The 25,380-nt window shown below is 64.5% G+C and carries 27 protein-coding genes; 11 read left to right on the top strand and 16 right to left on the bottom strand.

Annotated elements, in window-relative coordinates; translation table 11 throughout:
- Nucleotides 1–19: 19 nt before the first annotated feature.
- The 3 genes from AC1TQG_RS11305 to AC1TQG_RS11315 all read left to right on the top strand — a co-directional run bounded on the left by AC1TQG_RS11305 (nt 20) and on the right by AC1TQG_RS11315 (nt 5,346).
- On the top strand, nt 20–1,363 hold the full coding sequence (locus tag AC1TQG_RS11305) for a glycosyltransferase 87 family protein (RefSeq protein ID WP_482136995.1): 1,344 nt from the start codon (nt 20–22) through the stop codon (nt 1,361–1,363).
- 38 nt (nt 1,364–1,401) lie between these two features.
- Nucleotides 1,402–2,745 (top strand): glycosyltransferase 87 family protein, encoded by a 1,344-nt coding sequence (locus AC1TQG_RS11310; protein WP_482136996.1) that lies wholly within the window; start codon nt 1,402–1,404, stop codon nt 2,743–2,745.
- A gap of 114 nt (nt 2,746–2,859) precedes the next feature.
- Nucleotides 2,860–5,346, top strand: a complete 2,487-nt coding sequence (locus AC1TQG_RS11315) for a DNA polymerase III subunit gamma and tau (protein WP_482136997.1) — start codon at nt 2,860–2,862, stop codon at nt 5,344–5,346.
- A gap of 87 nt (nt 5,347–5,433) precedes the next feature.
- Here AC1TQG_RS11315 and AC1TQG_RS11320 read toward each other — a convergent pair whose 3' ends face one another.
- Together AC1TQG_RS11320 and AC1TQG_RS11325 are read right to left on the bottom strand one after the other, a co-directional pair.
- Entirely contained in the window at nt 5,434–6,759 is a 1,326-nt protein-coding gene (locus AC1TQG_RS11320) for a class I SAM-dependent methyltransferase (protein WP_482136998.1), read from the bottom strand.
- Nucleotides 6,756–8,168: an FAD-binding protein gene (locus tag AC1TQG_RS11325; RefSeq protein ID WP_482137330.1), complete on the bottom strand. Its 1,413-nt coding sequence runs from the start codon at nt 8,166–8,168 to the stop codon at nt 6,756–6,758. Before AC1TQG_RS11325 ends, AC1TQG_RS11320 begins: the two co-directional genes overlap by 4 nt.
- A gap of 121 nt (nt 8,169–8,289) precedes the next feature.
- Between AC1TQG_RS11325 and AC1TQG_RS11330 the strand changes: the two genes are divergently transcribed.
- The 6 genes from AC1TQG_RS11330 (at nt 8,290) to AC1TQG_RS11355 (ending at nt 11,636) form a co-directional block, all read left to right on the top strand.
- A complete protein-coding gene (locus tag AC1TQG_RS11330) occupies nt 8,290–8,730 on the top strand; it encodes an SRPBCC family protein (protein ID WP_482136999.1) in 441 nt (146 codons plus the stop codon).
- Between the two features lie 90 nt (nt 8,731–8,820).
- Complete coding sequence (locus AC1TQG_RS11335) at nt 8,821–9,681, top strand: pseudouridine synthase (protein ID WP_482137331.1); 861 nt, start codon at nt 8,821–8,823, stop codon at nt 9,679–9,681.
- Nucleotides 9,682–9,691: 10 nt separating this feature from the next.
- Entirely contained in the window at nt 9,692–10,042 is a 351-nt protein-coding gene (locus tag AC1TQG_RS11340; protein WP_482137000.1) for a hypothetical protein, read from the top strand.
- Nucleotides 10,043–10,124: 82 nt separating this feature from the next.
- On the top strand, nt 10,125–10,445 hold the full coding sequence (locus AC1TQG_RS11345; RefSeq protein ID WP_482137332.1) for a YbaB/EbfC family nucleoid-associated protein: 321 nt from the start codon (nt 10,125–10,127) through the stop codon (nt 10,443–10,445).
- 6 nt (nt 10,446–10,451) lie between these two features.
- On the top strand, nt 10,452–11,063 hold the full coding sequence (recR, locus tag AC1TQG_RS11350) for a recombination mediator RecR (RefSeq protein ID WP_482137001.1): 612 nt from the start codon (nt 10,452–10,454) through the stop codon (nt 11,061–11,063).
- Nucleotides 11,064–11,072: 9 nt separating this feature from the next.
- Nucleotides 11,073–11,636, top strand: coding sequence for a uridine kinase family protein (locus tag AC1TQG_RS11355; protein WP_482137002.1), 564 nt, complete (start codon nt 11,073–11,075; stop codon nt 11,634–11,636).
- Nucleotides 11,637–11,682: 46 nt separating this feature from the next.
- Here the strand turns inward: AC1TQG_RS11355 and AC1TQG_RS11360 are convergent, their stop codons facing one another.
- From AC1TQG_RS11360 to AC1TQG_RS11410, 11 genes are all read right to left on the bottom strand, one after another.
- Complete coding sequence (locus tag AC1TQG_RS11360) at nt 11,683–13,002, bottom strand: hypothetical protein (protein ID WP_482137003.1); 1,320 nt, start codon at nt 13,000–13,002, stop codon at nt 11,683–11,685.
- Between the two features lie 297 nt (nt 13,003–13,299).
- Nucleotides 13,300–13,944, bottom strand: a complete 645-nt coding sequence (locus tag AC1TQG_RS11365) for a phosphoribosyltransferase (protein ID WP_482137004.1) — start codon at nt 13,942–13,944, stop codon at nt 13,300–13,302.
- 55 nt (nt 13,945–13,999) lie between these two features.
- The gene (locus tag AC1TQG_RS11370; RefSeq protein WP_482137005.1) at nt 14,000–14,536 is read right to left on the bottom strand and encodes a hypothetical protein; all 537 of its coding nucleotides are present in this window, start codon (nt 14,534–14,536) and stop codon (nt 14,000–14,002) included.
- On the bottom strand, nt 14,536–15,093 hold the full coding sequence (locus tag AC1TQG_RS11375) for a hypothetical protein (protein ID WP_482137006.1): 558 nt from the start codon (nt 15,091–15,093) through the stop codon (nt 14,536–14,538). The genes AC1TQG_RS11370 and AC1TQG_RS11375 overlap by 1 nt, the downstream gene beginning before the upstream one ends.
- A gap of 5 nt (nt 15,094–15,098) precedes the next feature.
- Entirely contained in the window at nt 15,099–15,824 is a 726-nt protein-coding gene (locus AC1TQG_RS11380) for a type 1 glutamine amidotransferase (protein WP_482137007.1), read from the bottom strand.
- A 1-nt stretch (nt 15,825) separates the two neighbouring features.
- Nucleotides 15,826–17,100, bottom strand: coding sequence for a MurT ligase domain-containing protein (locus AC1TQG_RS11385; protein ID WP_482137333.1), 1,275 nt, complete (start codon nt 17,098–17,100; stop codon nt 15,826–15,828).
- A 76-nt stretch (nt 17,101–17,176) separates the two neighbouring features.
- Nucleotides 17,177–17,497 carry a metal-sensitive transcriptional regulator gene (locus tag AC1TQG_RS11390; protein ID WP_482137008.1) on the bottom strand — a complete coding sequence of 107 codons (321 nt, stop codon included), beginning with the start codon at nt 17,495–17,497 and terminating at the stop codon, nt 17,177–17,179.
- 57 nt (nt 17,498–17,554) lie between these two features.
- Nucleotides 17,555–18,778 (bottom strand): L,D-transpeptidase, encoded by a 1,224-nt coding sequence (locus tag AC1TQG_RS11395; protein WP_482137009.1) that lies wholly within the window; start codon nt 18,776–18,778, stop codon nt 17,555–17,557.
- A 77-nt stretch (nt 18,779–18,855) separates the two neighbouring features.
- Nucleotides 18,856–19,533 (bottom strand): DUF305 domain-containing protein, encoded by a 678-nt coding sequence (locus AC1TQG_RS11400; RefSeq protein WP_482137010.1) that lies wholly within the window; start codon nt 19,531–19,533, stop codon nt 18,856–18,858.
- 102 nt (nt 19,534–19,635) lie between these two features.
- Nucleotides 19,636–20,076, bottom strand: a complete 441-nt coding sequence (locus tag AC1TQG_RS11405) for a DUF6153 family protein (protein WP_482137011.1) — start codon at nt 20,074–20,076, stop codon at nt 19,636–19,638.
- 197 nt (nt 20,077–20,273) lie between these two features.
- Nucleotides 20,274–20,921, bottom strand: a complete 648-nt coding sequence (locus AC1TQG_RS11410) for a TetR/AcrR family transcriptional regulator (RefSeq protein WP_482137012.1) — start codon at nt 20,919–20,921, stop codon at nt 20,274–20,276.
- Nucleotides 20,922–21,044: 123 nt separating this feature from the next.
- On the opposite strand from AC1TQG_RS11410, the gene AC1TQG_RS11415 reads away from it, so the two are divergent.
- Nucleotides 21,045–21,767, top strand: a complete 723-nt coding sequence (locus AC1TQG_RS11415) for a lysophospholipid acyltransferase family protein (protein ID WP_482137013.1) — start codon at nt 21,045–21,047, stop codon at nt 21,765–21,767.
- Between the two features lie 16 nt (nt 21,768–21,783).
- Here the strand turns inward: AC1TQG_RS11415 and AC1TQG_RS11420 are convergent, their stop codons facing one another.
- Nucleotides 21,784–22,641, bottom strand: coding sequence for an SDR family oxidoreductase (locus AC1TQG_RS11420; RefSeq protein WP_482137014.1), 858 nt, complete (start codon nt 22,639–22,641; stop codon nt 21,784–21,786).
- 116 nt (nt 22,642–22,757) lie between these two features.
- Here AC1TQG_RS11420 and AC1TQG_RS11425 point away from each other — a divergent pair, with 116 nt between their 5' ends.
- A complete protein-coding gene (locus tag AC1TQG_RS11425) occupies nt 22,758–23,735 on the top strand; it encodes an NAD-dependent epimerase/dehydratase family protein (protein WP_482137015.1) in 978 nt (325 codons plus the stop codon).
- A gap of 60 nt (nt 23,736–23,795) precedes the next feature.
- Here the strand turns inward: AC1TQG_RS11425 and AC1TQG_RS11430 are convergent, their stop codons facing one another.
- Both AC1TQG_RS11430 and AC1TQG_RS11435 read right to left on the bottom strand, forming a co-directional pair.
- Entirely contained in the window at nt 23,796–24,377 is a 582-nt protein-coding gene (locus AC1TQG_RS11430) for a TetR/AcrR family transcriptional regulator (protein ID WP_482137016.1), read from the bottom strand.
- Nucleotides 24,378–24,424: 47 nt separating this feature from the next.
- Nucleotides 24,425–25,354: an EamA family transporter gene (locus tag AC1TQG_RS11435; RefSeq protein WP_482137017.1), complete on the bottom strand. Its 930-nt coding sequence runs from the start codon at nt 25,352–25,354 to the stop codon at nt 24,425–24,427.
- Nucleotides 25,355–25,380 lie beyond the last annotated feature (26 nt).

A 25,380-nucleotide genomic window follows, 5' to 3' on the forward strand; every position in this document is an offset into this window, starting at 1 on the left:
GTGGTGACCGGACAGGTCGTTGAGCGAGCGCAATCCGATGGACCCCGAGTCCGTCACCGCAGGGTCGCACACGGAGAAAACCGCAGGAGAACCCCGTCCGGAGCGGACCGTGCCGTGGCCCGCCGCCGTCGTGGTGGTCTCCGTGGTCCTCGGACTGCTGGCGATCTGGCTACAGCACCTCGCGGTCCCGCTGGACGAGCCCTATTGGGGTCTGTTCGGTAACCAGCTCGACCTCGAGGTCTACCGGCAGGGTGCCCAGGCCGTCATCGATGGGCACCGGCTGTACGAGGCAAAGCTCGTCGGTGTCATGGACTACACGTATGCCCCGGCGTCGGTGTTCGTCTTCGTTCCGTTTGCGTTGATGACCGTGGAGATGGCCCGAGTCGTGTGGATGGCGGGCATCTTCATCGCGCTGTACTTCGTGATGACGCTCAGCTTCAAGAGTCTCGGCTATCGGATCACCTGGTCGGTGCGGACGATGGCGATGTCGCTGGTGTTGATCTCCACGTTGATGGAGCCGGTGCGCACGACGATGTGGTACGGCCAGATCAACGTGTTCCTGATGCTGTTGATCTTGTGGGACCTGTTGCGCGAAAAGGACAGTCGGCTGCGCGGTCTGGGTGTCGGGATCGCGGCAGGCATCAAACTGACGCCGTTGATCTTCGTTTTCTATCTGGCGATCAACCGGAACTGGCGGTCGGTGGTCGTTGCCTGTGCCGGACTCGTCGGAACCGTGGTCCTCGGTTTTCTCGTGATGCCGCGGGACTCGTGGAAGTACTGGAGTGGGACGTTCATCGACTCCGAACGGGTGGGAGCGCCCAACACCGTCGGCAATCAGTCCATCCGCGGCGCCCTGGCGAACCTGGGGCAGACGGACAGCCCGAACATCCTCGTGTGGGGCACGCTGGCGCTGGCGGCGTTGGTGCTCGGCATGGTCGGGGCCTCACTTGCCCATCGCGCCGGCCACGAGCTGCTGGCGATCACACTGGTCGGGATGACGGGCACGGTGGTGTCGCCGATGTCGTGGGGTCATCACTGGGTGTGGGTGGTTCCGATGCTGGTGATCGTGGTGCATCTGGTGCTGTCTGCACGGACGCCTGCGCTCCGGATCCTCGCCGCGGTAGGTGCGCTGGCGATGCTGCTCACCACCTTCGTCTGGCGTACCTACCGGGACCATCCGGTGCTGCAGATCGAGCGGGTTCTACCCGACGGCTACTTCACCGGACTGTTCCACAAGTTCGGGATCACTTGGCTCCGGTGGTTCACCTACGACCCTTACAACTGGATGTTCCTGGTGGTCGCTGTCGTCAGCGTGATCTGCCTCACGGCAAGCCGCAGGGCCGAACGGGTGCTGCCGGGCTAATATTTCTGGCGAAGTCACTGCTGGGGGAAGGCGGAGAAGTGCCCACTGACGACGCCACGCCTTCTTCGACGCGTCTTCGTTTCCCGACCAGTTCCTGGTTGCTCGCCGGGTTTGTGGTCGCTGCTCTGCTTGCGGTCTACGTCCAGGTCACCTTCATCCCACTGGACACCAAGGTCTTCGGCCTCTTCGAAAACCAGGTCGACCTGCATGTCTACCGTCAGGGCGCACTGCACCTGATGCACGGGCAACCGCTGTACGAGGCCCCGATGCTGCCGAACGGGCTGCTGTACACCTACACCCCGTTCTCGACCATCGTCTTCCAGCCGTTTGCCTGGCTGGACGTTTCCATGGCCGAGTTGGTGTGGACCGCACTGATCTTCGCGGCCCTGTTCTACGTGATCGTCGCGTCATTTCGGAGCCTCGGTTACCGCGTCGACTGGCGGTTGCTGGTGGTCTCCGCGGCGCTGGTGTGCTGCTCGACGTTGCTCGAACCGGTTCGGACCACCATTTGGTACGGACAGATCAACGTCTTCTTGATGGCGATCGTGCTGTGGGATCTGCTGCGGCCAGATGGCAGTCGGCTCAAGGGGCTCGGCGTCGGTCTCGCGGCTGGCATCAAACTCACCCCGGGCTTCTTCGTCCTGTACCTCGCGGTCACCCGACGCTGGCGCGCGATTGTGGTTGCCGCCGTCACCATCCTGTGCACGATTGTTCTCGGGTTCCTGGTGACACCTGGGCAATCGTGGAAGTACTGGACCGATCGGGTGATCAACTCCGAACGCGTCGGTCCGATCGATGCACCAAGCAATCAGTCGATCAAGGGCGCGCTCGCCACGGCGTTCAAAACCGTCGATCCCAATCAGGTGTTGTGGGCGGTGCTGGTGGTCGTCGCGGTTGTTGTCGGGATGGGCGCGGCCTACCTCGCGCATCGGCATGGGCAGGAACTCCTGGCGCTGTGCCTGACCGGCATGACGGCGACCGCGGTCTCCCCGTTCAGTTGGGGACACCACTGGGTCTGGTTCGTACCCTTGCTCGTCTACCTGGTCCACCTGCCCATCGCGGCGTGGCGCTCCGGGAGGACCTGGATGTTGCCGGTGACGCTGTTGCTCCCGGCGGCGCTGTTCACCACAGCCTTCACCTGGCGCAACCACCTGCCCGCAGGCGCAATGGGATTCACGCCGTTCTACGGGACGGGCATGTTCATGACACCGTTCCCGGACTGGCTGCGTTGGTTCTCATCCGAGCCGTATCTGTGGGTCTTCGGGGTCACGGCTTTGGCGACACTGGTTCTTTGGGGGCCTGCAGAGTTCCGGAGGCTGCGGACACCGAAACCTGCCCCTGAACCGGTCGAAGTCGCGGTCCGGGACAGTTTGCGCGACTAGCGACGGCTTCTGATCTGGACACCGGTGCTCGGTCTGAGTGATCAGCACACGATTCGGTTCAGGCAACAACTGGCCGACCCCGCGGCCGTCGTACCTCGCCGGTAGTCTCGCACCGTGGCTCTTTACCGGACTTATCGCCCCGCGACCTTCGCCGAAGTTGTCGGGCAGGAGCATGTCACCGAGCCCTTGGGTGTGGCCCTGAACTCCGGCCGGATCAACCATGCCTACCTGTTCTCGGGTCCTCGTGGTTGTGGCAAGACGTCGTCGGCTCGCATCCTTGCCCGTTCGCTGAACTGCGTGGAGGGGCCCACATCGACACCATGTGGCGTCTGCTCGTCGTGCATCGCGCTGGGTCCGGGTGGCCCGGGCAACATGGACGTGATCGAACTCGACGCCGCCAGCCACGGTGGTGTCGACGACACCCGTGAACTGCGCGATCAGGCGTTCTATGCGCCTGCCGAGTCGCGCTACCGGGTGTTCATCATCGACGAGGCCCACATGGTCAGCAACGCGGGTTTCAACGCGCTGCTCAAGATCGTGGAAGAGCCACCAGAGCATCTGATCTTCATCTTCGCGACCACCGAGCCCGAGAAGGTCTTGCCGACCATCCGGTCGCGGACCCATCACTACCCGTTCCGGTTGCTGGCTCCGGCGACCATGCGCGGACTGCTCGAACGCATCTGCACGAGCGAGCACGTCACCGTCGAACCGGCGGTGTTCCCGCTGGTGATCCGGGCGGGCGGCGGTTCTCCGCGTGACTCGCTCAGTGTTCTCGACCAATTGCTCGCCGGTGCCGGCCCAGAAGGTGTCACTTATCAACGGGCGTTGACTCTGCTGGGTGTCACCGATGTGGCGTTGATCGACGACGCCATCAACGCACTGGCCGACCACGACGGCGCCGCACTGTTCGGGACGGTCGAGGCCGTGGTGGACGCCGGCCACGATCCCCGCCGGTTCGCGGTCGACCTGCTCGAACGACTGCGGGACCTGATCCTGATGAACGCCGTCCCCGATGCCGCGCAGCGAGGACTCGTCGAGGCCCCGGACGATCAGGTCGAGCAGATGGTCGCCCAGGTCGCCCGGCTCGAAGCGGGCACACTCACCCGATTCGCCGAGACCGTCCATGACGCACTGGGGGAGATGCGCGGGACCACATCCCCGAGGCTGCTCCTGGAAGTGATGTGCGCCCGGATGCTGCTGCCGGCCTCCTCGGATTCGGAATCCGGTGTGCTGCAACGGATCGAGCGCATCGAGTCCCAGCTCGCCAGTGGCGTGATCGCCGTTTCGGCCGATGGTGCGTCCGCGGTGTCCGGGCCTTCGCCGGTATCGTCGGCGGCTCCGGCGGCGGCCCCGATCGACGCGGCACCCTCAAAGTTTGTCCGACCGTCGCAGCGCAAACAGGAGGACGACGTCACCGAATCGGAGCCGGAGGCCGCGCAGGCGCCTGCACCGACTCCGGTCCCCACCCCGGAACCGGTGCCGGCCCCCACCCCGGAACCCGAACCGACTCCCGCGCCGCAGCCGGAACCTGAACCCGCGCCTGTCGCGGAACCTGCACCGGTCGTAGAACCTGCACCGGTTCCGGAGCCCGAACCCGAACCGACCCCTGAGCTTGCACTCGAGCCCGAGCCCGAGCCTGAGCCTGAGTCTGAGCCCGAACCCGAACCTGCGCTGGCACTCGAGCCAGAGCCAGAGCCGGTGCTCGAACTCGAGCCAGAAACCGAGCCAGTGCTCGATCTCGAGCCAGAAGCCGAGCCAGTGCTCGATCTCGAGCCCGCGCTCGTGCCTGTGCCGCAGCCGGTTTCGGTCGCGGCGGAGCCAGAGGCGGCGCCCGAACCAGCGTCCGCGCCTGAAACATCGACAACGCCCGTGCCAGAAACGGCGCCGGAACCGGAATCGGAGCCCGTTCAGGAGCTCGAGTCGGCATCGCCGTTCGATGATGTCCCGCCGCCGCCCGAACCAGATTTCGAGCCGGAGCCCGATCATCACGGTGAGCCCGCGCCACAGGTCGAACCGGAGCCCAAGGTCGCAACCGCTGGTCTCGATCTGGCTGCGGTGCAGGCGAAGTGGCAAGAGGTTCGGTCTGCGGTTCGAGCCGCCAACAAGGTGACCGAGGTGATGCTCTCGGGTGCCTCGGTCCGTGGGGTCGACGGCAGCACCTTGATCCTGAGTCACGACTCGCAGCCGCTCGTTCAGCGGTTGAGTTCGCAGCACGCGGTGGACGTGATCAACGCGGCGATGACACATGTTTTCGGCGGCGCCTGGCAGGTGCAGGTGCACGCGGCGTCCGCGATGCCGGCAATGCCGAAAACCCAGACCGCACAAACCGATACCCGCAAGCCCGAGACGAAACAGGCCACCTACACCAGGCCGAGCCGCGGCGCTCCGGCCACCCCGAGCGCAGGCGACGAAGAGTCACCCGAACCGGAGCCTGAACCGGAACCGGCTCCCGAGCCCGTCAAAGACGAAGACCTCACCGATGACGAGCGCAACGAAATGGTCGCCACCGCACGCAATTCCACACCGGATCCGCGTCAGGACCCTGAGCAGATCGCGATCGCGCTGCTGAGGAGTGAGCTCGGCGCCACGCCGATCAACTAGGTAAGCGACAGGTACACCCGTTCCAGTCAAAAGCACACGCTGCAACGTGTGCTTTTGACTGGAACGGGTGCGTTTGCGTTGCGGAGGTTAGGCCTGCCACCACGGGCGCAGCGGAAGTCCGCCGTTGCCGCCGTCCTTGTCGAGCTTGACTGCCAGGACCTGGTGGAGCTGAATGATGTTGCGGTCGAAACCGAGTCGGCAACCGGCCATGTAGAGGCCCCAGAGCCGGGCGGTACCTTCGCCGACTTCCTCGACGGCGGCATCCCAGTTCTCGACGAGGTTCTTGTTCCAGTCGCGCAGTGTCATCGCGTAGTGCTCGCGCAGGTTCTCCTCGTGGAGAACCTCCATCGAACCGACGTCCTGGATCGCGGAGATGATCGTGCCCGAACCGGTGAGTTCACCGTCGGGGAACACGTATCGATCGATGAATGCGCCCGCCTTGCCCTTTGATCTGTTGTTGGGGCGGGTGATGCAGTGATTCAACAGGATTCCGCCATCACGCAACTTGGCCCGGATGAACTTGAAGTACGACGGGTAGTTCGCGATCCCGATGTGCTCGGTCAGACCGATCGACGAGACGGCGTCGAAACCTTCTTCGGTGATATCGCGGTAGTCACTGTGCCGGACCTCGGCGAAGTCGCTGAGGCCTTCGTCGATGATGGCCTGCTGTGCGTACTGCGCCTGCTCGGCTGACAGGGTCACGCCGATGACGTGGACGCCCTGTCGTGCGGCGTACCGGACCATCGAGCCCCAGCCGCAGCCGATGTCGAGCAGCCGGTCACCGGCCTTGAGTTTCAACTTCTCGAACACCAGGCGATATTTGTTTTCCTGGGCCTCCTCGAGGCTTGCTTCCCGCTCGGGGTAGCAGGCGCACGTGTAGGTCATCGATGGTCCGAGGACCAGCTCGTAGAAGGCGTTGGAAACGTCGTAGTGGTAGTGGATGGCCTCTGCGTCGCGGGTCCGGCTGTGCCGCAAACCCTCTGCGATCCGGCGCCACCGCGGAAGCTGTTCCTGTGGTGGCGGTGCGATCAGCTTGAAGTGTTCCAGACCGATCGAGCGCGTGATCTGTGCCATCACACGTGCGGAGGGCCGTTCGAAATGGAGGTCCTCGGCCAGTGCCCGAAGTGCGTCGTACGGATCACCGCCGGGCGCACCGTGCAGCTTGAGGTCGCCGGCGATGTAGGCCCGGGCCAGTCCGAGGTCTCCGGGAGCTGTTGCCAGATACGTGGTTCCCCGGGGTGTCACCAACTCCACGCCGTACTCGGCGTCTTCGGGACCTGCCGAGCTGCCGTCGTACGCGGTCACCCGCACGTTCAGATCTCCACCCGCAAACGCTTCGACGACTTCGGCCAAGCTGAGCTTGGGACCTACCACCGATCCGGAAGTGAGGTCATTTTCTTTGAATGTCGTCACTGACGTTGCACCGCCTTTGCATAGAGGTCGAGGAGCCGCGACCCTGAGTCATAGTGTTTCTTCAACAGGCGGTAGGGCTCCCCGCCGTACAGTTCATCGAACTCTTCTTTGCCGTAAAAAGACTCGGAATACAGCGACTTGTGACCACCGAGTTCGGACACCTTGATCTCGATCAGACGATTTGCGTAGCCATCGGGCTGGTCGTCGCGCTTGGGTACCGCCGACCAGAAACCCACGTTGACGTAGGTCCGGGCAGGTTCGAGGGGGTACAGCGGCCACGGCCGGTGGGTGTCGGCGCCGGGCAGTGCCGGTTCGCGAAGTCGTAGGGGGCAGAGCCAGATCGGTTCGATGGGGATGTTCTCGAGAAACCACGCGATGAACTCGGCGGTCCGCTCGATCGGCACCTCGATGTCCTGGACCACGCGTTCATTCGGGGGCTCGCCTTTGCGGGCATTGAGCTTGTCCCCGACGTTGAATCGGTGATCGAGGCCGATCAGCTTCCAGTAGAAGCTGCTGCGCAACAGTTTCTTGGGCCACAACCGCCGGATGCGAGGGCTCTGCGCACCGAATGCGCGGGAACACCAGAACCAGTCGGTATCCCACCGCCAGAGGTAGTCCGAGATGGTGAGGCGGTCGCGGATTGGTGTCGAGTCCGCGGAGTGCTGGATGGAGCGGTAGAAGATCTGTTCGCCGGTGTAGTCGCTCACCGGGCCGCCTGCGGTGGTCTGCCGACCGAGGATCAGGTAGCTCTCGGCGGCCGAGAAGACCACTCCGTCAAGGTAATCCACGCGTTCACCGTCGAACTCGCCGTCGTCTACGATCTGTGCCATCGCGGATTGGAGTGCCTCGACCGTGGTGAACCGGACGTGGCGCAGGTCCACAAACGGTGCAACCTCTTCGAGCTCGATCCGCAGCCGTGTCGAATAGCCAAGGGTGCCGTAGGAATTGGGGAATCCGAAGAACAGATCCGAGTTCTCACTGGTTGGTGAGGTGGTGACGATCTCACCGGCGCCGGTGAGGATGTCGATTTCGAGGACCGACTCGTGCGGCAACCCGTTGCGAAACGACGTCGACTCGATACCGAGGCCGGTCACGGCGCCACCGAGGGTGATCGTCTTGAGCTGCGGAACGACCTTCGGGGCAAGTCCATATTTGAGCGTGGTGGCGACGAGTTCCTCGTAGGTGCACATCCCTGCGACATCCGCGGTGCGCGCGGCCACATCGACGGAGATCACCCGGCCGAGTCCGGAGACGTCGAGGCCGGGGTACGGATTCTTGGCTCGTTTGCGGAAAAGGTTGGATGTCTTTTTGGCCAGACGGACCCTACCGGAAGCCGGAATTGCCCGATAACTCGCCAGCAGCGTCGCGACTCCTTCATCGAAGGCGGCGCGACCGGACACGGAACCCATAACCCTCGGCACGCATTAGAGCCTAGGACTACCGTCCAGTGCATGCCACTTCGGAGGGTCCGCATGTTGTTCTGGCAGGCTCAGGGGTCTAAAGCATCACAAACCGGAAGGTGATTTTTTCGTGGCACAGGTAACCGCATCACAGTCGATTGAAATCAATGCCGCGCCCGAGCAGGTTCTGGCGGCGCTGTCCGACTACCAGACCGTCAGGCCGGCCATCCTTCCCGCGCAGTATCGCGACTACGCCGTGGTCGCTGGTGGGGTCGGTGCCGGGACCGTCGCCAAGTGGACTCTGCACGCGACGTCGAAGCGCTCGCGCAATGTTCAGGCCTCTGTGGATCAGGTGGGTTCGACGATCACCGAGACCGACGCCAACTCATCGATGATCACCACCTACCAGGTGCAACCGCTGGGTACGGGTTCGAAGGTCACCACCGTCACCACCTGGCAGGGTGCAGGCGGTATCGGTGGCTTCTTCGAGAAGACCTTTGCGCCCAAGGGCCTGGGCAAGATCCAGGCCGAGGTGCTCGGGAACCTGAAGTCGCACGTCGAACGCGGCTGATCGGTCACGTCCGGGCGCGCTGAAGAATCCCTGTTGAGGAACCGTAGACCGTCGCCGCTGCCATTGCGGGACGGTGTCGACCCGACCCGGGTGGTGCTGCGGCGCTCGGATGTCACCGTCGCCGAGGCCATGCTGGCGGCACCGGCCTGCGCCGGACTCTCGGTGGCCGACCTGTCGGTGCGGGCCGCGCAGGGGGAGGTGCTCGACATCGCAGGCGATCGGGTCGATCTGGCCGGACCTGCCGAGGTGGGACGTCCGATCTACTTCTATCGCGACCTGCCGGACGAGACGCAGATCCCGTTCGAGATGCCGATCATTCACCTCGACGACAACCTAGTGGTGGTCGACAAGCCGCACTTCTTGGCGACCATGCCGCGCGGCGCGCACGTGGTGCAGACCGCGCTGGTGCGGTTGCGGAGAGAGCTCGACAATCCGCAGATCAGCCCGGTGCACCGGCTGGATCGGCTCACTGCGGGTGTCCTGATGTTCAGTCTGCGGCCGCAGGCTCGGGCGCCGTACCAGTTGTTGTTCGCCGACCGCCGGGTCGACAAGGAGTATCGCGCCCGGGCACCTCTTGCAGGCGACCTCGAGTTGCCCGTGACCGTTCGGAACCGCATCTTGAAGGACTCCGGTGACCTGCGGGCCCGGGTGGTTCCCGGTGAGGTGAACGCGATCTCGCGCATCGAGCTCACCGACACCGCCGGTGACCACGGTGTCTACCGTTTACTCCCGCAGACCGGCCGCACCCATCAGCTACGGCTGCACATGTCCGGCCTCGGAATCCCGATCGACGGTGATCCCCTGTATCCCGAGGTCCGGCCGGATGTGGCGGCCGCACCCGATCACGGTGACTTCTCCAGCCCGCTGCAACTGCTGGCCTACGCTGTGGAGTTCGACGACCCCCTGACCGGGCGGCGCCGTCGTTTCGAGAGCGTCCGCAACCTGCACTGAAGGAGGACCCATGGCCATCGTCGTTTCCTATGACCGCTACGAGGACCTCGCCTGTGAGGTTGTCGTCTTTCTCGACGACGAGTCCGGCGACTGCTTTCAGGTGCAGCGTGACCTGCCTCAGACACCGGCGTCGAGTACCTCGGAATCTGCGATCTACCAGATCAGCACCGGTGCCGGGCCTGCGGTGGAGCAGGGGATCGTGGCCTGGCAACGCGACGGTGGTGAGTTCGAATTCGCGCTCTCGCCCCTGGCGTCGCGGATGTTCGGGGGCAACGCGCGACTGCGATTCGAGGCCAAGCCCGCTGACGGCGATACCATCGATGACATCGCCGCTCATCTGGAACGCATGACGCGCCGGTGAGTGCCCGTGGGCGCTGACGCAGCAGGTTCGACAACAGACGATTCGACGCAAGGACAAGATTCAAGTGCAACCAGACAACCCGATGGCCGGACTCCTCCAACAGGCTCAGGAGATGCAGCAGCAACTACTGGCCGCTCAAGCCGAGATCTCTGCGGCCGAGGTGACCGGCACCGCTGGTGGCGGCCTGGTGACCATCACCGGTAGCGGCACCGGTGAGGTGACCTCGGTGACGATCGATCCCAAGGTTGTCGACGCCGATGACGTGGAGACACTGCAGGACCTGATCGTGGGAGCTCTCGCCGACCTTGCGGACAAGCGTGATGCGCTGACGCAGCAGAAGATGGGTCCGCTGGCCGGAGGCCTCGGCGGTCTCGGCGGCGGTTTCCCCGGCCTGGGCGGGTAACCACCGGTGTATGAAGGCCCGATCCAGGACTTGATCGACGAGCTGGCCAAGCTGCCGGGACTCGGTCCGAAGGGTGCTCAACGCATCGCCTTTCACCTGATGGCTGTTCCGGCAGGCGACATCGATCGCCTGACCGCGTCGCTGGTCCATGTCCGTGACGATGTGGTGTTCTGCGAGGTCTGCGGCAACGTATCCGCCCAGGCGCGCTGCCGCATCTGTCGTGACGCGCGACGGGATGCGAGCAAGATCTGCGTGGTCGAAGAACCCAAAGATGTGCAGGCCATCGAGAGGACGAAAGAATTCTCCGGTCGCTACCACGTGCTCGGCGGCGCACTCGATCCGCTGGGCGGTATCGGTCCGGATCAACTTCGGATTCGGGAACTACTGCGCCGCTTGGGAAATCAGGAAGACGGCGTCGACGTCAGCGAGGTGATCGTGGCCACCGATCCGAATACGGAGGGTGAGGCCACCGCCACCTACCTGCAACGCATGCTCCGTGATTTCCCCGGGCTGTCGGTGACCAGGCTGGCCTCGGGCCTCCCGATGGGCGGCGACCTGGAGTTTGCCGACGAACTGACACTGGGCCGGGCGCTGTCCGGTCGTCGTGTGCTGACCTAGGCTCCGGCGATGGTCGACCAAACCTGGACGGATAGCCTTGCCCGGCAACTGAAATCGGGCATCGTCGCGATCGACGGTCCGTCGGGTGCCGGGAAATCGACGTTTGCCGATGCGCTGGTGGCCAGGCTCCGAGAGCTGCGGACCCGGGTTGTGCTGATCCGTACCGACGACTTCGCCACCTGGGACGACCCGGTGGGATGGTGGCCGGAGCTGGAAGAAGAAGTGCTGCGGTCGTATTGGCGAGGGCACGATTTTCGTTTTCACCCCAGGGTGTGGCGTGATGGCAAACCGGAACTCGGTCCACGGGTCTGGCTGCGGTGGGAACCGTTGCTGATCATCGAGGGCGTGTCGAGTGCTCGCGTGCCGGTGCGCAGCCATCTCAAACGTGCGCTCTGGCTCGACGGTGGCACCGAGGAACAGCGACTGGAGCGTGGGGTTGCGCGGGACGGTGAGGCGCAACGTGAAAACCTGCGCCGCTGGCAGGATTTCGAGCGCGGCTGGTTTGCCGTCGATCAGACCCGTGACTTCTGCGAAATCGTGCCCGAGTACGTTCTCGGGCCCGCGACGAGCTGATCGGTTCAGACGGCCCTCACCGCTGTGGCTTGGGCGCCCACATCGGTCAGCGCGCAGGTCCGGTGTTGTCCTCGGCCAGACACACTGATCGAAGTACGTTGTGGTACACGATGAGTCCGTAGGTGTTCGGTGCGTTGATCAGGCTTCCGGGGTTCGGTATCAGCTGCGTCAACTGCTCCGGGGTCAGCGTGGGAAGCAGTAGCTGCAACACCGAGGCCGTAGCCGGCTTGCTCTGGGTGAAGGCCAGGTTGAACACGTGGGTGCTCAGGGCGTAGGCGTAATAGCCCGCGGTCATCGACTTGGTGACCGTCAACTCCGATAGCGGGACGGTCTCGGACATGTCCGCGCCCTTGAGGTGGTTGCCCACCAGGCCGGTGATGGCCTGGGTCGGCGCTCCGCCGACGTAGGGAACAAACCCGAGTCCGAGGGCCATCAGTGTCTCGATGGTTCCGAAGTCCGCAGGATCTTCCGGGATGAGGTTGTGCGGGACCTGGGCCCGGCTCATGAAGTCGCGGAGCCGCGCGGTCTGGTCGGTAACCTGCGCTCCTGTCTTTGCATCCGTGGTGGCCTGCAGATAGTGGGAGGTGCGGTCGACGATCCGGGACAGCGGCAGCGATCCCACCGAGGGGCAGGTCTTGTCTTCGGCGATCAGTACCTGTCCGGCGATGTCGGTGAGTATCTGTGGCACTCGATTCGGAAAGCGGAGGTCTTTCACGGGCTGACCGGCCCGGTCCTTCTGGTCCTGGGTGACCGAGACGATGCAGGCATCGAGGAGCGCGGCGCTCAACGCTTCTTTGACCATGTTGATCGCCATCGAACCAAGGCTCAGCGGCAGAGAGATCAACAGGCCGAGGCTGACGGGGCCGATCGGCATGATCGGCGGAATGGTCCCTGCCACCAGTGTCATCGGGATGATGACGGTGATGTAGAGGTAGAGGTACACGGTCTCGACGGCCTGCGACAAGGTCATGTTCTCGAGGGTGATCGCTTCGTACTCGGTGCCGTTCCGGATGTTCATCAGCTGCGTCAGGATGTACTGCGACAGCGGGTCCCGGTATTGGAGACTCGGGGAATCCTCGGACGCGCCGAGCCCGACCGGGTGGTTCGAGATCGCCAGCGACGACACGCGCAGGCCGTCCATGTCACGGTGGGCGTCGGCTTTGATCGAGGCGGCGTCCCGCTTCACCTGCTCGGGCATCTGGGGTAGCAGCGAGTCAAAGACGGCATCGTAGATGCCGCCGAGGGTCGCAAAATTCGAGCCGACACACTCTGTCGGGGCGGTGCTCGGAGGGGACGTCGACGGTTGCACCGGCGTGGCGGCCGCCGAACCCACCTGGCCGATCACACCGCTGCTGCCGAAGGTCACGAGTGTCAGGCTCAAGACCATCGCAGCGATACCGCCATGGAGCAGGTGCCGTAAAGGCTTGCGCGGCCGAGCCGACAAGACGATCCCCGATCTGTTTATTGCCCACGAGTGGGCAGGCGCCGCGAGCCTTGGCTTCGCAGGGCAGGAGTAGACCGAGACTAAGGATCGCAGGATTCCGGAAAATGCGCAGCGCCACAGGGATATTCACGATGCGCAATTTGCCGCCGGTGAACTCTAGATTCTCTTTGCTGAAAACGAGGCCCCGCAGCGTGCCTCGGACGTCGACCGCACTGTCGGTCACGTGATCGGATGGGCCAGAAGCTTGCACACGGTGGCGTCGGAGACCTGCTCGAATCGCTCGTACCACTGACCGACAGCCCGGAAATCGGCAGGCGTGCTCACGCAGACGAGGTCGTCGACCAGCGGTGTGATCTCGGAGATGGCCGATTGCGGCGCGACACCCACCGCGACGATCAATCGTGTGGGCTCCAGCAATCGGGCGGCCTCGATCGCGGCCCGCATGCTCGCTCCGGTGGCGAGTCCGTCGTCGACCAGGATGGCGATCCGGCCGGCCATGGCGACCGGCGGCCTGCCGGCCCGGTACTTCTGTTCGCGTCTCACGAGCTCGTGGGTCTCGGCATCGACGATGTCGCGAAGTTGCTGGTCGGTGACGCCGAACTCGGAGACCACGCGCCGGCTGATGGCCGGAGCGCCGCCGAAGGCCACCGCGCCCAACGCCAGCTCCGGATTGGTGGGGACACCGAGCTTGCGGATGATGCAGGCGTCGAGGGGTGCGTGCAGTGCGGCAGCGACCTCCCACGCGACCGGCACCCCACCGCGGGCGAGGCCGAAGACGGTGACCGCAGGATTGTCGACGAGATCGGCATCGCGGGCGATCAGCGCTTTGGCCAGCATCTGACCGGCCTCGCTGCGATCTCGCAACGTATGACCCCGGTCGCCCCATGGTTGTCGCGTGACCGGTCACCTCCGCCGGCTATTACAGGAACTGTGCCTTCGTGATGCAGGTCTTTCCATTCTGCACGATCACGTCGTACACGATGCGGGATTGGTTGACCGCGTCACCGGATTGCCAGGAGGCTGCGACCAGGACCTGTGCCGATGGCGAGCTCGGGATGTGAGGTGTTACGGCGACCGACTCGAATGTGACTGTGCTGGTGCGGTTCTGGGTCTTGAGCTCGTCGGTGAACGAGATCAGATTGGGCAGCGCCGAGTCTGCGAACTCGCCGCAGGTGTTGTCCTTGAACGTTGCGATTTGGGTGTCACTGGTCGCCGGGCTGATCTCGAACATGCTGCGGGTGACCACATCGGCGATGTCGCGGGCCTGCTGATCGTCGATCACCGGGACAGGTGTGGTGGGCGGTGCGGCGTCGGCGTCGTCATCCGGTGCGGTCAGGGTGGCCAGCGCGATGGTCAGGGCCATGACGGCAACAAGAACCACCGCCAGGATGATCGCGGTGCGGACGTGACGGCCGGAACCCGCAGGGCGCTGGGGTGTGGGTGATTCGACGGTCATCACAGCACCTCCATCGCGCTGATGCACGTCGGGACGGCGGTGCGGTCCACGGTGAACTCTATGGCTGTGGTGGCAGGCGCGGCAGGGGTGTTGTTCTCGGTGGTGTCGAGGGTGAAGAAGGCGAGCACCGTTGCGGTGGTCTCATCTTGCGAGGCGATCCCGTAGTGGGCATTGGAGGTCGCCACACTGCGATTGGTGTCGGCGACGATGCGGGGCAACGTCTTTGCGGTCTCGTTCCACTGATCGAGGGCATGTCCGCAGAGTGACGCCTGAGCTGATTTCACCGTCGCGTTGATGGTGTCCGGCGTGAAGTTGTACAGCGATTCGGTGGTTGCCCGGACGGTGTCGACCACTGAGGTCGCAGGGACGGACTCGGTCGTGGTTGGCGGCGCCGACGCGGCATCGTCATTGCCGGTCACCGACCAGGTGATCGCCCAGGTGGCGGTCACGACCACGGCGAGAACAACGAGTCCCAGCGCGAACACCAGCGGGGCCTTTGTGGGGAGGCGGTTCTGTGGAGTTGTGCCACCCCGTTGTGGCACAGTCGGTTTCGTCATCGGTGTCAGCCTCGGCGGCCGGCCGCCAGACGCTCACGACGCAGGCGCTCGACCTCGGGTAGGTCCAGTGGCGCGAGCTTGTCCACGCCGAGCGCCCGAGACAGCAGCAGGTCGGCGAGCTCCGGATTGCGGGCCAGCGCCGGACCGTGCAGATAGGTGCTGATCACCGAACCCTGTACGGCGCCTTCGATTCTTTCGCCTGCACCGTTGCCGACACCGTGTTTGACGCGGGCCAGCGGGCGGGCGTCCGGGCCCAGAGTGGTGCCGCCGCGGTGGTTCTCGAAACCGGTGAGTGGCGCGGTCAAGCCGGACTCCGGAAGCGGATCGGTGATGAGTTCACCAATGCTGCGGGTCTTTTGCGGTGTGGTGGTCAGGTCGAGCATCGAGATGCCGTCCACCCGTTCACCGGCCGACGTCTCGTACCAGTGCCCGAGCACCTGGATGGCGGCGCAGATCGCCAGCACCGGCCGTCCGGCTTCGGCGGCTCGTTGCAGGCCTGGGTATTTCGTCAGATGCCGGGTCGCCAGACGCTGTGCGTAGTCCTCGGCACCGCCGAGGGTGTAGACGTCGAGGGACTCGGGAACCGGATCGGCAAGCGTGATCTGGATGATCTCGGCTTCGATGCCGCGCATCCGGGCGCGCTGCCGCAGGATCAGGGCGTTTCCGCCGTCGCCGTACGTGCCCATCACGTCGGGCAGTACCAGGCCGATGCGCAATGTCGATTCGCTCATGTCAGCGGATTCCCTTCTCCGCGCGGTCCATTGCGATCCCGAGGTCGCGGAATGCGGTGTAGTTCGCGAGCACCTCGACCCGCCCCGGTGGGCAGGAGGCGATCGCTGCCATCGGGTCGGTGATCGTGGTGTGTTCGGCGCCCGCGTAGAGAAGTCGCACACCGAGGTCGGTGGCCCGTTCCCCGGCGGCAACCACCTGAATGTTCTCGAACTCCTCGAAACGCACATCCCAGAGCCAGCTCAGGTCCTCACCGTCGGGCACCTGACCGTTGACCGCGATGACCAGCCCTTCGGCGTCCTGGTCGATCATCGACATGGCTTCTTGCCAGCCGGCGGGGTTCTTGGCCAGCAGCACACGCACGCGATGCGGTCCGATCTGATGCACGCCATACCGGCCTGCCACCTCGCCGACCGTGCCCGCCGCTGCGGTGGCCGATTCGGGGTCGGCGCCCATCGCCGTGGCCGCGGCGATCGCCTGTGTGGCGTTTCCGCGGTTCGCCTTGCCGGGCACGGCGAGTTCCATCGGGTGGGAGAAGCCGTTGGGCCCGTACACGTGCGTCTCGTCGAACCACCAATCAGGTTGGGGCCGTTTGAAATCGATGCCGGGGGAGTACCAGTGATCGCCTTCGCGCACGATCGGCTCTCCGGAGCGTGGGCAGCTGACCGAGTCGTTGGCCCAGCCCGCACCCGCGGCGACCCACACCACATTCGGGGCGTCGTAGGCGGCGGACGAGACGAGCACGTCGTCGCAGTTGGCGATGACCGTCGCCTGTGGATGCCGGGCGATGCCCTCGCGCAGTCGCCGTTCGATCATGTTGATCTCGCCGACCCGATCGAGCTGATCCCGGGAGAGGTTCAGCAGGACGATCACCTCGGGTTCGACGGCGTCGCTGACATGGGGCACGTGCAGTTCGTCGACCTCGAGGGCCGCGAGCTTCGCGTTCGGGTGCAGCGAGAGCGCTGCCACGATGCCGGCGTCCATGTTGGCGCCGTCGGCCTGCGATGCGACCTCCCCGAGTGACGCGAGCGCTGCGGCCGTCATCCGGGTGGTTGTGGACTTGCCGTTGGTCCCGGTGATGATCACGGTGCGCTTGCCGCGACCCAGCTCGCCGAGCAGGTCCGGATCGATCTTCAAGGCGACCAGGCCGCCGATCATGGAGCCTTTGCCGCGGCCGGTCTTCTGCGAGGCCCAGCGGGCGGCAGCGGCGGCGCGCAGGGCCAGCTTGGCGCGAGGGCGGAGCCGGGTGGAAGGGCGTGGGCGGTCATCGTCGAGCATGGCAGCGAGTTTGTCACAGGTCCCGGTGTGACCCGTGTCGAGAGTGGTCACGGCCGGGTGCGGAACTCCGAGGAGATCAGGATCGGACCAATCGGGCGATGGCGGCGGATGCTTCTGCGAGTTTCAGCTCGGCTTCCTCACCCCCGGCCTTGGCGGCGTCGACCACACAGTGCCGCAGGTGGTCATCGAGCAAACCCAGGGCGACGCTTTCGACAGCCTTGGTCAGTGCGGAGATCTGGGTGAGGATGTCGATGCAGTACTGCTCTTCGTCGACCATGCGGTGGATACCCCGGGCCTGACCCTCGATGCGCTTGAGGCGGGCGAGGTACTTCTTCTTGTCGTTGATGTACCCGTGTGGGGCCGAGTGGTCGGCGTCAGTGGTCGGGATGGCAGTCATGGTGAAGATCCTAGGGTTCGCGGGCGGTTGGGAGTGTAGGTGCGCAAGGCCGGTGGATCAGGCCAGTGCGCTGCCTGCAACCCATTGATCCCACGGCACGCTCCAGTCGCCGTTCTGCCACAGCTCCAGCGGTGGCCCGCCGGTGTTGCGGACCTCGACGATGTCCCCGGGTACCGAGAAGTCGTAGAACCACTTGGCATTGTCGGGGTTGAGGTTGAGGCAACCGGACGACACGTTGGTGTTGCCCTGCTGCGCGATGGTGTCGGCGAGCTCGTGCAGGTAGATGCCGTCGTTGCTGATCCGGGTGGCGTTGTAGATGGTTTCGCGGTAACCGAGGCGGGAGTTGACCGGCAGGCCGTAGGTCGACGAGTCCATGATGACCGGGCTGGCCTTGTCCAGCACCGTATAGGTGCCCGATTGGGTCCAGAAGTGGATGGTTTGACCGTTCACCGTTTCGGTACCGCCGCGGCCCATCGAGGTCGGCATGGTGCGCACCAGCTCACCGTTGTTGTAGACGCTGACCTGCTTGGTGGTGTCGTCGGCGATCGATACGTGAGCGTCCCCGATCGTGAACGAGGTGCTCACGTCTTCCTGACCGAACAGGTTGTCCCCGAGCTGGATTCCGTAGACATCAGCGCTGACGGTGACAGTGGTCCCCGGGGTGTAGTACTCCTGGGGTCGCCAGTGCGCGTTCTGGTCGTCGACCCAGTTCCAGGCGCCGGTGACCGACGGGTCGGTGCGCACTGACAGCGTGCGTTCAGCGGCGGCGAGGTCGGTGATGGGTTCGTCGAAATGCGCGACGATCACCGTGCCCACGCCGTAGGTGGCGCCGTCGGCGAGCAGATTGCCGCCGGTGGTCACGAACGTCGGTTTGGTCTGGTTACCCGGCGTGATCGTCGCGAACGAGGCGGTCTCTTCGGTGCGCTGACCGTCGTTGATCGCGCTGGCCACGATGGTGTAGTCGCGGCTGTATCCCAGTGGCTCAGCGGGTTTCCAGGCAACCCGGTCGGGAGTGAAGATGCCGTCGATGACGGACCCGTCCTCGTTGGTCATGACCACCGATTCCAAGGTGCCGAGTGAGGATTCCACTGTGACGGGGTCGGTGGGGTTGAACGAGACTTCGCCGTCATCGGGAGTGAAGGTGATGACGGGAGCGGCGGCTGCCGCTTCGGAAGACGGCTCGCCGGTTGATTCCGAGGGCGAGGTGGATGAGGAGCAGGCCGCGAGCATCACAACGATGAGCGGCAGCAACAACACCCGGAGTAGGTAACGGATATGCATGAGACCTCCAGATAGTAGAAGGACGGCGCGCCAGCGTTCACGGAACGCGGCGTGGGGGAATGGAAGTGCGGTTGTGTTCAGGGCTGCGTCTGCATTGCCTTCATGGTGTCGATCTCGGCTTGCTGGGTTGCCGCGATGGTGTTCGCCATCTGTTCGACCTGCGGGCTGAGTCCGTCGGCGATCACGGTGTCGGCCATTTCGATCGCACCGACGTGGTGCTCGATCATCATCGACAGCCAGGTCTGATCGAAGTCGACACCGGTTTTGGCGGCCAGGTCGGTCATCTCCTGGTCGGTCATCATTCCGCTCATACCGCCATCGCCGTGATCCATGCCGTACATGTCGGTGCTCGGGGCCGGCTGACCCCACTGCTCCAGCCATTGCTGCAGCTGCGTCATCTCCGGACCCTGCGCATTCTCGATGGCCGTGGCCAACTCGGTCATCTGCGCATTGGTGCTGCGGCCGTCCACGAGCCCGGCCATCTCCACAGCTTGCGCGTGATGGGGATACATCATCTGGGCGAACATCACGTCCGCATGGTTGAACTGGGCCGTGGTCGCTGTTGACCCGGCGGTACTCGGTGCGTTGGACATTGACGAGTGCGACATCGAATCCATGTCATGGGCGTCGCCGTCGTGGTCGTCACCGTTGTCACCACAACCGGCCAGCAGGAGTGCGGTGACACCGAGGCCGGAAACGGCGAGTTTGATACGGGTGGAACGGGTTTTGGGCAGGACGGAAAGGGTCAAAGACATCGGGGATCTCCTCAGCGAAATTGTTCACGAAATCGGTTGGACTGACGCGTACCCGACGGCACGCAGAAGGGCGGTCACCACTGCAGAGCGGTGAGATGCCCATCAGATCCGCAGAATCGACAATTTCTCCAAAGTGGTTGTTGCCCAGGGTGGTGCCCGGGAAACATGCCTGCCGGACAGGCCGATACCCGACTGGCGGGCACGTCCTCCGGAACGGTGTTTCAACAGTCGTCGAATGAGAATCAACGCCGAGGCGATGGTGATGACGGCCATGCACATCGCCATCCCGGCATGTTCGGAGCAATCGGCGGTGCAGCTCTCCATAATCTGCGATATGCCCGACGCTGTCGGCGTCGAATGTTCGGTCATCGATCCGGCCGCCACGATGTGTCCACCGGGAGGATGCACCATCGGTACCGAGTGCATCAACAGCACACCGGCGAGTACGGCGAGCGCCGCGCAGGCCATCATCAGGCCGTGGCTATGATCGCGCCAGCGGAAAGGTGCGGTGTCGAGAGATCGCAGGTCCGCGTTCATGGCCATCGACATATACACCTCCCCTTCCGCTGGATCTCCACAACAAGTTTACCCCCCATGGGTATACCTCAACCATGGATGAATTCCCACCATGGGCGTGATTTGTGACCCAGTCCATGCTGGATCCGATTGTGGCGCAGGTCATTGCGTGAGTCATTCACGCTGTGCGGACCTCTGTCCGTAGAGGCTCCGGGGAAGGTCGACTAATGCAGGGTGCCGGTCACCAGCGGTGCGATCGTCCGGCGTGCGATGTCGCGGGCGACGGCTTTGTCATTGAGGTCGAAGCGACCGTCCGGGACCACGAGATACCCCAGGGTCAACCGGACGATGGCGTCTGCCTGGATGGCGGGATCGGAGGGTGGGAGCAGACAGTCTGCCTGCGCCATCGCGATGCGCGCGGCGATGAACTGTCGGCCCAGCTCGATGGGCGAGGGATCGCCGCTGGACAGGACCGCCAGGACCTCGCCGCCGTGTCCCGGCTTCGGGTTGTCGCCGAGGAACCGCTTGCGCATCTGTAGGCAGGCCACGAAGGCTTCCACGATGCGCTCGGTGGGATCGGTGACCTGCAGGAAGGTGGCGGTGATCTCGGTGAGGAAGGTGCGGAGCAGGTGTGCGATGGCTGCCTCGAACACCGCGTCCTTGCTGCCGAACCGCCGGAACAGGGTCGCGCGGCTGACACCGGACCGCGCCGCCACGTCGTCCATCGTTGCCGCCCGGGTTCCGAACTCGGCGAGCACGCTCAAGGCGGCATCGAACACGTCGTCATCAGCGGAATCGGCGGGTGTGTCGGATATGGCCGCGATGGCGGCTCGCTCGAACAATCGGGGCAGGGGTGCGCCGGGACGTGGCATCGAAGCAGTATCGCACCTGAGACTTATCTGCTGGTAACAGACTCATGTCCGATCTGGGGAGCGAGATGCGCGGGTCGGCCGACCCTTACCTACGGTAGCGTAACTTACGGTACCGTAGGTTCGGTGAACATCGATATTTCAGAGGCCGACCAGGTGTATGCCCACTATCTGGACCATCAACAGGATCGTCGCAATGCGTTGATGAAATACGGCTTCCTTGCGCTGAAGTACCGTCCACGGGTTCGATTTGATGAAGCCGGTGGGAAAGCAGCGCTGACTGGCCTGATCGAGTCCGGCGTGCGGTTGGTGATCTCCATCAATCACATCAGCGAGGTTGATCCGTACACGGTTGCGGCAGCGGCATTTCGATCCCCATTGCGTTCGTTGATCGGCCGCACGCGCATCCTGGCGAAGGATGAGTTGTTTGTCGACGAAGAACTCCGTCGGAAGATCGACTCCATGGGAGGCATTCCGGTGTTCCGGGCAAAGAGCCACGGAACCCGGGTCGCAGCCGAGGCGGGCCTGAAGATGATCGACACCTGCGTTGAACGGATGTCCCGTGGGGACAGCATTGCGGTGTTTCCGGAGGGCACGTGCAATCTCGAAGACCCCGCCACGGTGGCGCCGATCGGTAGCGGAGTCGCCCACATCGCGGTACGGGCAAGAAACGTCGGTTGCCGAGTCGCGCTGGTCAACATGGGGTTGTCCTACAAGGGGGCAGGCAACCGAAAGCCTTTGGTGGTCATGGGAACTCCCACAGAACTGGAATCGAAAGCGCGTCCCGCCGCCGTCGCGCGGCAGATCCGACTCGATTTGCAACGCCTCGTAGACCACGCGAACGCCTGACTCACTGCGCAGGCGTCTACTTCTTACGGCGCCCGAAGGTCTGGAATCGATAGAGGTAGGGCGCGATGCGGTAGAGGGGGACCGCGCGCGGCCATTCGTTGGTCCGGAAGTACGCGTCGGTGCCGCCGTCGACGAATATGACGCTGCCGCACAGGAAGTCGGCGGCGTCCGACAGCATGAAGATCACCCAGTCGGCGAGTTTGCCGGGATCGCCGAACCCGCCGACGGGGACCGGGAACTTCTTGACCGCCTTGGATTCCGTGGGCGAGGCGAGCTGGGCTTCGAGTAGGGGTGTCATGATCGCGCCCGGGGCCAGCGCATTGAGTCGGATGCCCGCACCTGCCCATTGTGGTGAGATCGCCTGTTGTCGCACCCAGCGGCTCACCGCGATCTTCGACGCGGCATAGGCCATCACCGAAGCGGCCTTTCCGAACATTCGAACCGACCGCACGGCCTTGTCGCTGTCGCCGGCCAGGAAGGCTCGGATGGCACGACGTGGTACCGCCGGCACTGTGGTTGTGGAATTGCTGGAGAAGACAACCACTTTCGCGGCATCGGTGGCCGCCAATGCCTCTCGCCAGCCCTGCAATAGATCCACAACACCGAAGTAGTTGACCTCGGCTATCAAGCGCGGGCGGTCCTTACCCGGGCCGGGTCCGAGCCCGGCCGCGAGCACCGCGCCGTTGAGTTTGCCCTCCGACCTCGCGAGAACCTCCTTGATGGCGTTCTGGCGACCCGCTGCCGTTGACAGATCGGCGATCACGTCGGCGTCCTTGAGGTCGACCCCGATGACGGTGTGGCCGGCTGCGGCAAGCTTGGCCGCCACTTCGCGGCCCATTCCCGATGCGGCTCCAGTTACGGCATATATGCCCATGGCACTACTTCCTCGACGGTCGGGGGTTGGGATTCTCGCATTAGTGGTCCAGCGGAACAGTAATGTACGCGGTGTACGCCGTCGGGGAGGCTGTTCGGCGTGAAAGGAGTGGATAAATGCTGGTCGCTGTCACCGGGGGAACCGGCTACCTCGGGGCCCACCTTGTCCGTGCGGTCCTGGAGGCCGGGCATCAGGTCCGTCTGCTGGTCACGCCTGACGAGAAGATCGATGAGTTGCTCGCGGTGCTGACTGCGGCCGGGTCCGTCGAGACCCTGGTCGGCGACGTGCGCAGCGCCGACACGGTAGATGCGCTGTTGTCCGGGACGGACGCCGTCATCCATGCCGCCGGGGTTGTCGGAACCGACGACCGGCGCGCGGAGCTGATGTGGGAGGTCAATGCGTATGCCGCCGAGGCGGTGATGCGGTCGGCCGTCGAACGGGGACTTGATCCGGTGGTGCTCGTGAGCAGCTACGCGGTGCTGACACCGACCACGGACCCGATCGTCACCCTCGATACCCCGACCGCGCAGGCGCGCAGTGCCTACGGCAAGAGCAAGGGATATGCCGAACGTGCGGCCCGGGTGCTGCAGGAAAGCGGTGCTCCGGTGGTGGTCACCTATCCGAGCAGTGTGGTCGGGCCTGCGCTGCACACTGCTCCGGGTGTCACCGAGCAGGGCTGGGGCACCATCGTGCGGTCCCGCTGGGCACCGCGGGTGCGCGGTGGCATGCAGATGATCGACGTCCGAGATGTCGCCGATGTGCACGCCGGCATCATCGATGCCGGACCCGGACAAGGGCCGCGCCGCTACCTCTGTGGCGGCCAGATGCTGACGTTTGACGGCATGGTGGATGCGGTCGAGGTGGGGATGGGTCGAAAGGTACGACGGATACCGCTGCAGCCGAACATATTTCGCCGACTTGGCAAGATGGTTGATGTCATCGGCCGATGGATTCCGGTCAGCGGTGGCTTCAGTGGTGAAGCGGCCGAGTTCCTGACCGCTGCGGTCCCCACCGACGACACCGTCACGTTGAACGATCTCGGAATGAAGTGGCGTTCTCCGTCGGACGCGATCGTCGCCACCTTCCGACCGTAACCTCGATGATGTGCGGTTCTGGCGAACAAACGCCCAGGTCGCGCCCGCCAAAACAGCACATCATCGGGGTTTGGGAGCGGCGGCCAGGGTCAGTAATTCGGTGATCCGCGAACGCAGCGCTGCCGTGTCATCTTGGGCGGCAATGGTTGTGGAGAAGAGTGCGGCGCCGGCGGCCATGATCAAGATGGCCCGGGCGTCTTCGCGGGCGTCTTGATCGCCTTCGGTGAACAGGTCGATCGCCGGATCGCTGAAGTGGCGCCAGAGTGTCGCCCGCAGGTCGGGGTCACTCTGCAATGCCACGAGCAACCCCGGCAAGGCTGCCTGAACCTCGTCCCGTGCGAACAAGAGGTGGCTGCCTTCCACCACCCACGCGATCCAGCCGCTCTGATCGGTACCGGTGAACGGTGCGAGGTCGGGTGCCTGGCCGAGAATCGCGTGCAACACCAGGTCGGCTTTGGATGACCACCGCAGTTGGACGCTGGTGCGGCTCACCCCAGCTCGAGCGGCGACCTGGCGCAGACTCAGTCCGTCCCAGCCGGACTCGAGGAGCAGCTCGAGACACGCCGAAAATACCCGTTCGTCGATCGAGTCATCGCGTGGGCGGCCGACCTGCTGCCCATCGTGTTCCGCCGACCCGGTCATCTCCCAGATTCAACCAGGCCGACCGGGGTTCTTCGGTGAGCTTCGCGCTATGCGGGGATCGGGGTCTCCGCAGCCGGCCGAGTCTCGGTTGTCGGCTCTGGTGCGCGCCGCACGCTCAACCCGGCAAAGCAGCCGATGATCACGACGGCGGCACCGATGATTTCCCATGGTCTCGGCGTCTCGTCGAGGAAGATCCAGGCGGCGGTGATGCCGACCACCGGGACCAGCAATGAAAATGGCGCGACTCGTGACGCCGGGTACCGCGACATCAGGTAGGTCCACAGACCCGAACCGGCCGCGGTTCCGAGCACCACCACATAGGCGAGACCAGCGAGGGCGACGAGTCCGGTGTGCGAACCCACCGTGGTGATCGCGTCGAAACCGGCCTGCGGTCCCTCGACCGCCAGGCTGAGCGCGTACAGCGGAATCGGTGGGATGACGCACATCCACAGGGTCAGATGCAGCGCGTTGTCCGGGCGGGCCAGGCGCGACCCGATGTTGCCAAACGCCCACCCCAGACCGGCGACCAAGGTCAGGAGGACCGGCAGTAGGGCTGCGCCGGCGCCGTGGGTGGTCCGGTCGACGCCGATGATCGCCATACCGGCGACCGCAACACTGATGCCCAGGATCTGACGCCTGCTCATTCGTTCGCCGAGCAGCAGTACGCAGAGCAACACGGTGAACGGTGCCGACGACTGCAGGACCAGAGAGGCGAGGCCGGTGGGCATACCCTGGTCCATTGCGAGGAACAGGAATGCGAACTGGACTGTGCCGAAACCGATTCCGTAGAGCAGCAGCCACCGCAGTGACACGTTCGGCCGCGGGACGAACAGGATCACCGGCACTGCCATCACGGCAAAACGCAGGGCCGCGAAAAACAGCGGAGGGAAATGTTCGAGGCCGACGTGGATCGCCAGAAAGTTCAGTCCCCACAGCAGCACAACGGTCAGGCCCAGCATGCGGTCGCGAGTAGTCACACGTCCATGTTTAGTGGGCGGAACAG

Source organism: Williamsia sp. Y844, from assembly GCF_056786475.1.

What these genes read in the sequence shown, in the direction of transcription:
- AC1TQG_RS11390 (WP_482137008.1), bottom strand. Translation starts at nt 17,497, where the DNA reads ATGACTGCCATCCCGACCACTGACGCCGACCACTCGGCCCCACACGGG.
- AC1TQG_RS11325 (WP_482137330.1), bottom strand. Translation starts at nt 8,168, where the DNA reads ATGGGTTCCGTGTCCGGTCGCGCCGCCTTCGATGAAGGAGTCGCGACG.
- AC1TQG_RS11345 (WP_482137332.1), top strand. Translation starts at nt 10,125, where the DNA reads ATGGCCGGACTCCTCCAACAGGCTCAGGAGATGCAGCAGCAACTACTG.
- AC1TQG_RS11395 (WP_482137009.1), bottom strand. Translation starts at nt 18,778, where the DNA reads ATGCATATCCGTTACCTACTCCGGGTGTTGTTGCTGCCGCTCATCGTT.
- AC1TQG_RS11400 (WP_482137010.1), bottom strand. Translation starts at nt 19,533, where the DNA reads ATGTCTTTGACCCTTTCCGTCCTGCCCAAAACCCGTTCCACCCGTATC.
- AC1TQG_RS11340 (WP_482137000.1), top strand. Translation starts at nt 9,692, where the DNA reads ATGGCCATCGTCGTTTCCTATGACCGCTACGAGGACCTCGCCTGTGAG.
- AC1TQG_RS11430 (WP_482137016.1), bottom strand. Translation starts at nt 24,377, where the DNA reads ATGACCGGGTCGGCGGAACACGATGGGCAGCAGGTCGGCCGCCCACGC.
- AC1TQG_RS11370 (WP_482137005.1), bottom strand. Translation starts at nt 14,536, where the DNA reads ATGACCGTCGAATCACCCACACCCCAGCGCCCTGCGGGTTCCGGCCGT.
- AC1TQG_RS11355 (WP_482137002.1), top strand. Translation starts at nt 11,073, where the DNA reads ATGGTCGACCAAACCTGGACGGATAGCCTTGCCCGGCAACTGAAATCG.
- AC1TQG_RS11420 (WP_482137014.1), bottom strand. Translation starts at nt 22,641, where the DNA reads ATGGGCATATATGCCGTAACTGGAGCCGCATCGGGAATGGGCCGCGAA.
- AC1TQG_RS11410 (WP_482137012.1), bottom strand. Translation starts at nt 20,921, where the DNA reads ATGCCACGTCCCGGCGCACCCCTGCCCCGATTGTTCGAGCGAGCCGCC.
- AC1TQG_RS11375 (WP_482137006.1), bottom strand. Translation starts at nt 15,093, where the DNA reads ATGACGAAACCGACTGTGCCACAACGGGGTGGCACAACTCCACAGAAC.
- AC1TQG_RS11380 (WP_482137007.1), bottom strand. Translation starts at nt 15,824, where the DNA reads ATGAGCGAATCGACATTGCGCATCGGCCTGGTACTGCCCGACGTGATG.
- AC1TQG_RS11425 (WP_482137015.1), top strand. Translation starts at nt 22,758, where the DNA reads ATGCTGGTCGCTGTCACCGGGGGAACCGGCTACCTCGGGGCCCACCTT.
- AC1TQG_RS11385 (WP_482137333.1), bottom strand. Translation starts at nt 17,100, where the DNA reads ATGCTCGACGATGACCGCCCACGCCCTTCCACCCGGCTCCGCCCTCGC.
- AC1TQG_RS11405 (WP_482137011.1), bottom strand. Translation starts at nt 20,076, where the DNA reads ATGGCCATGAACGCGGACCTGCGATCTCTCGACACCGCACCTTTCCGC.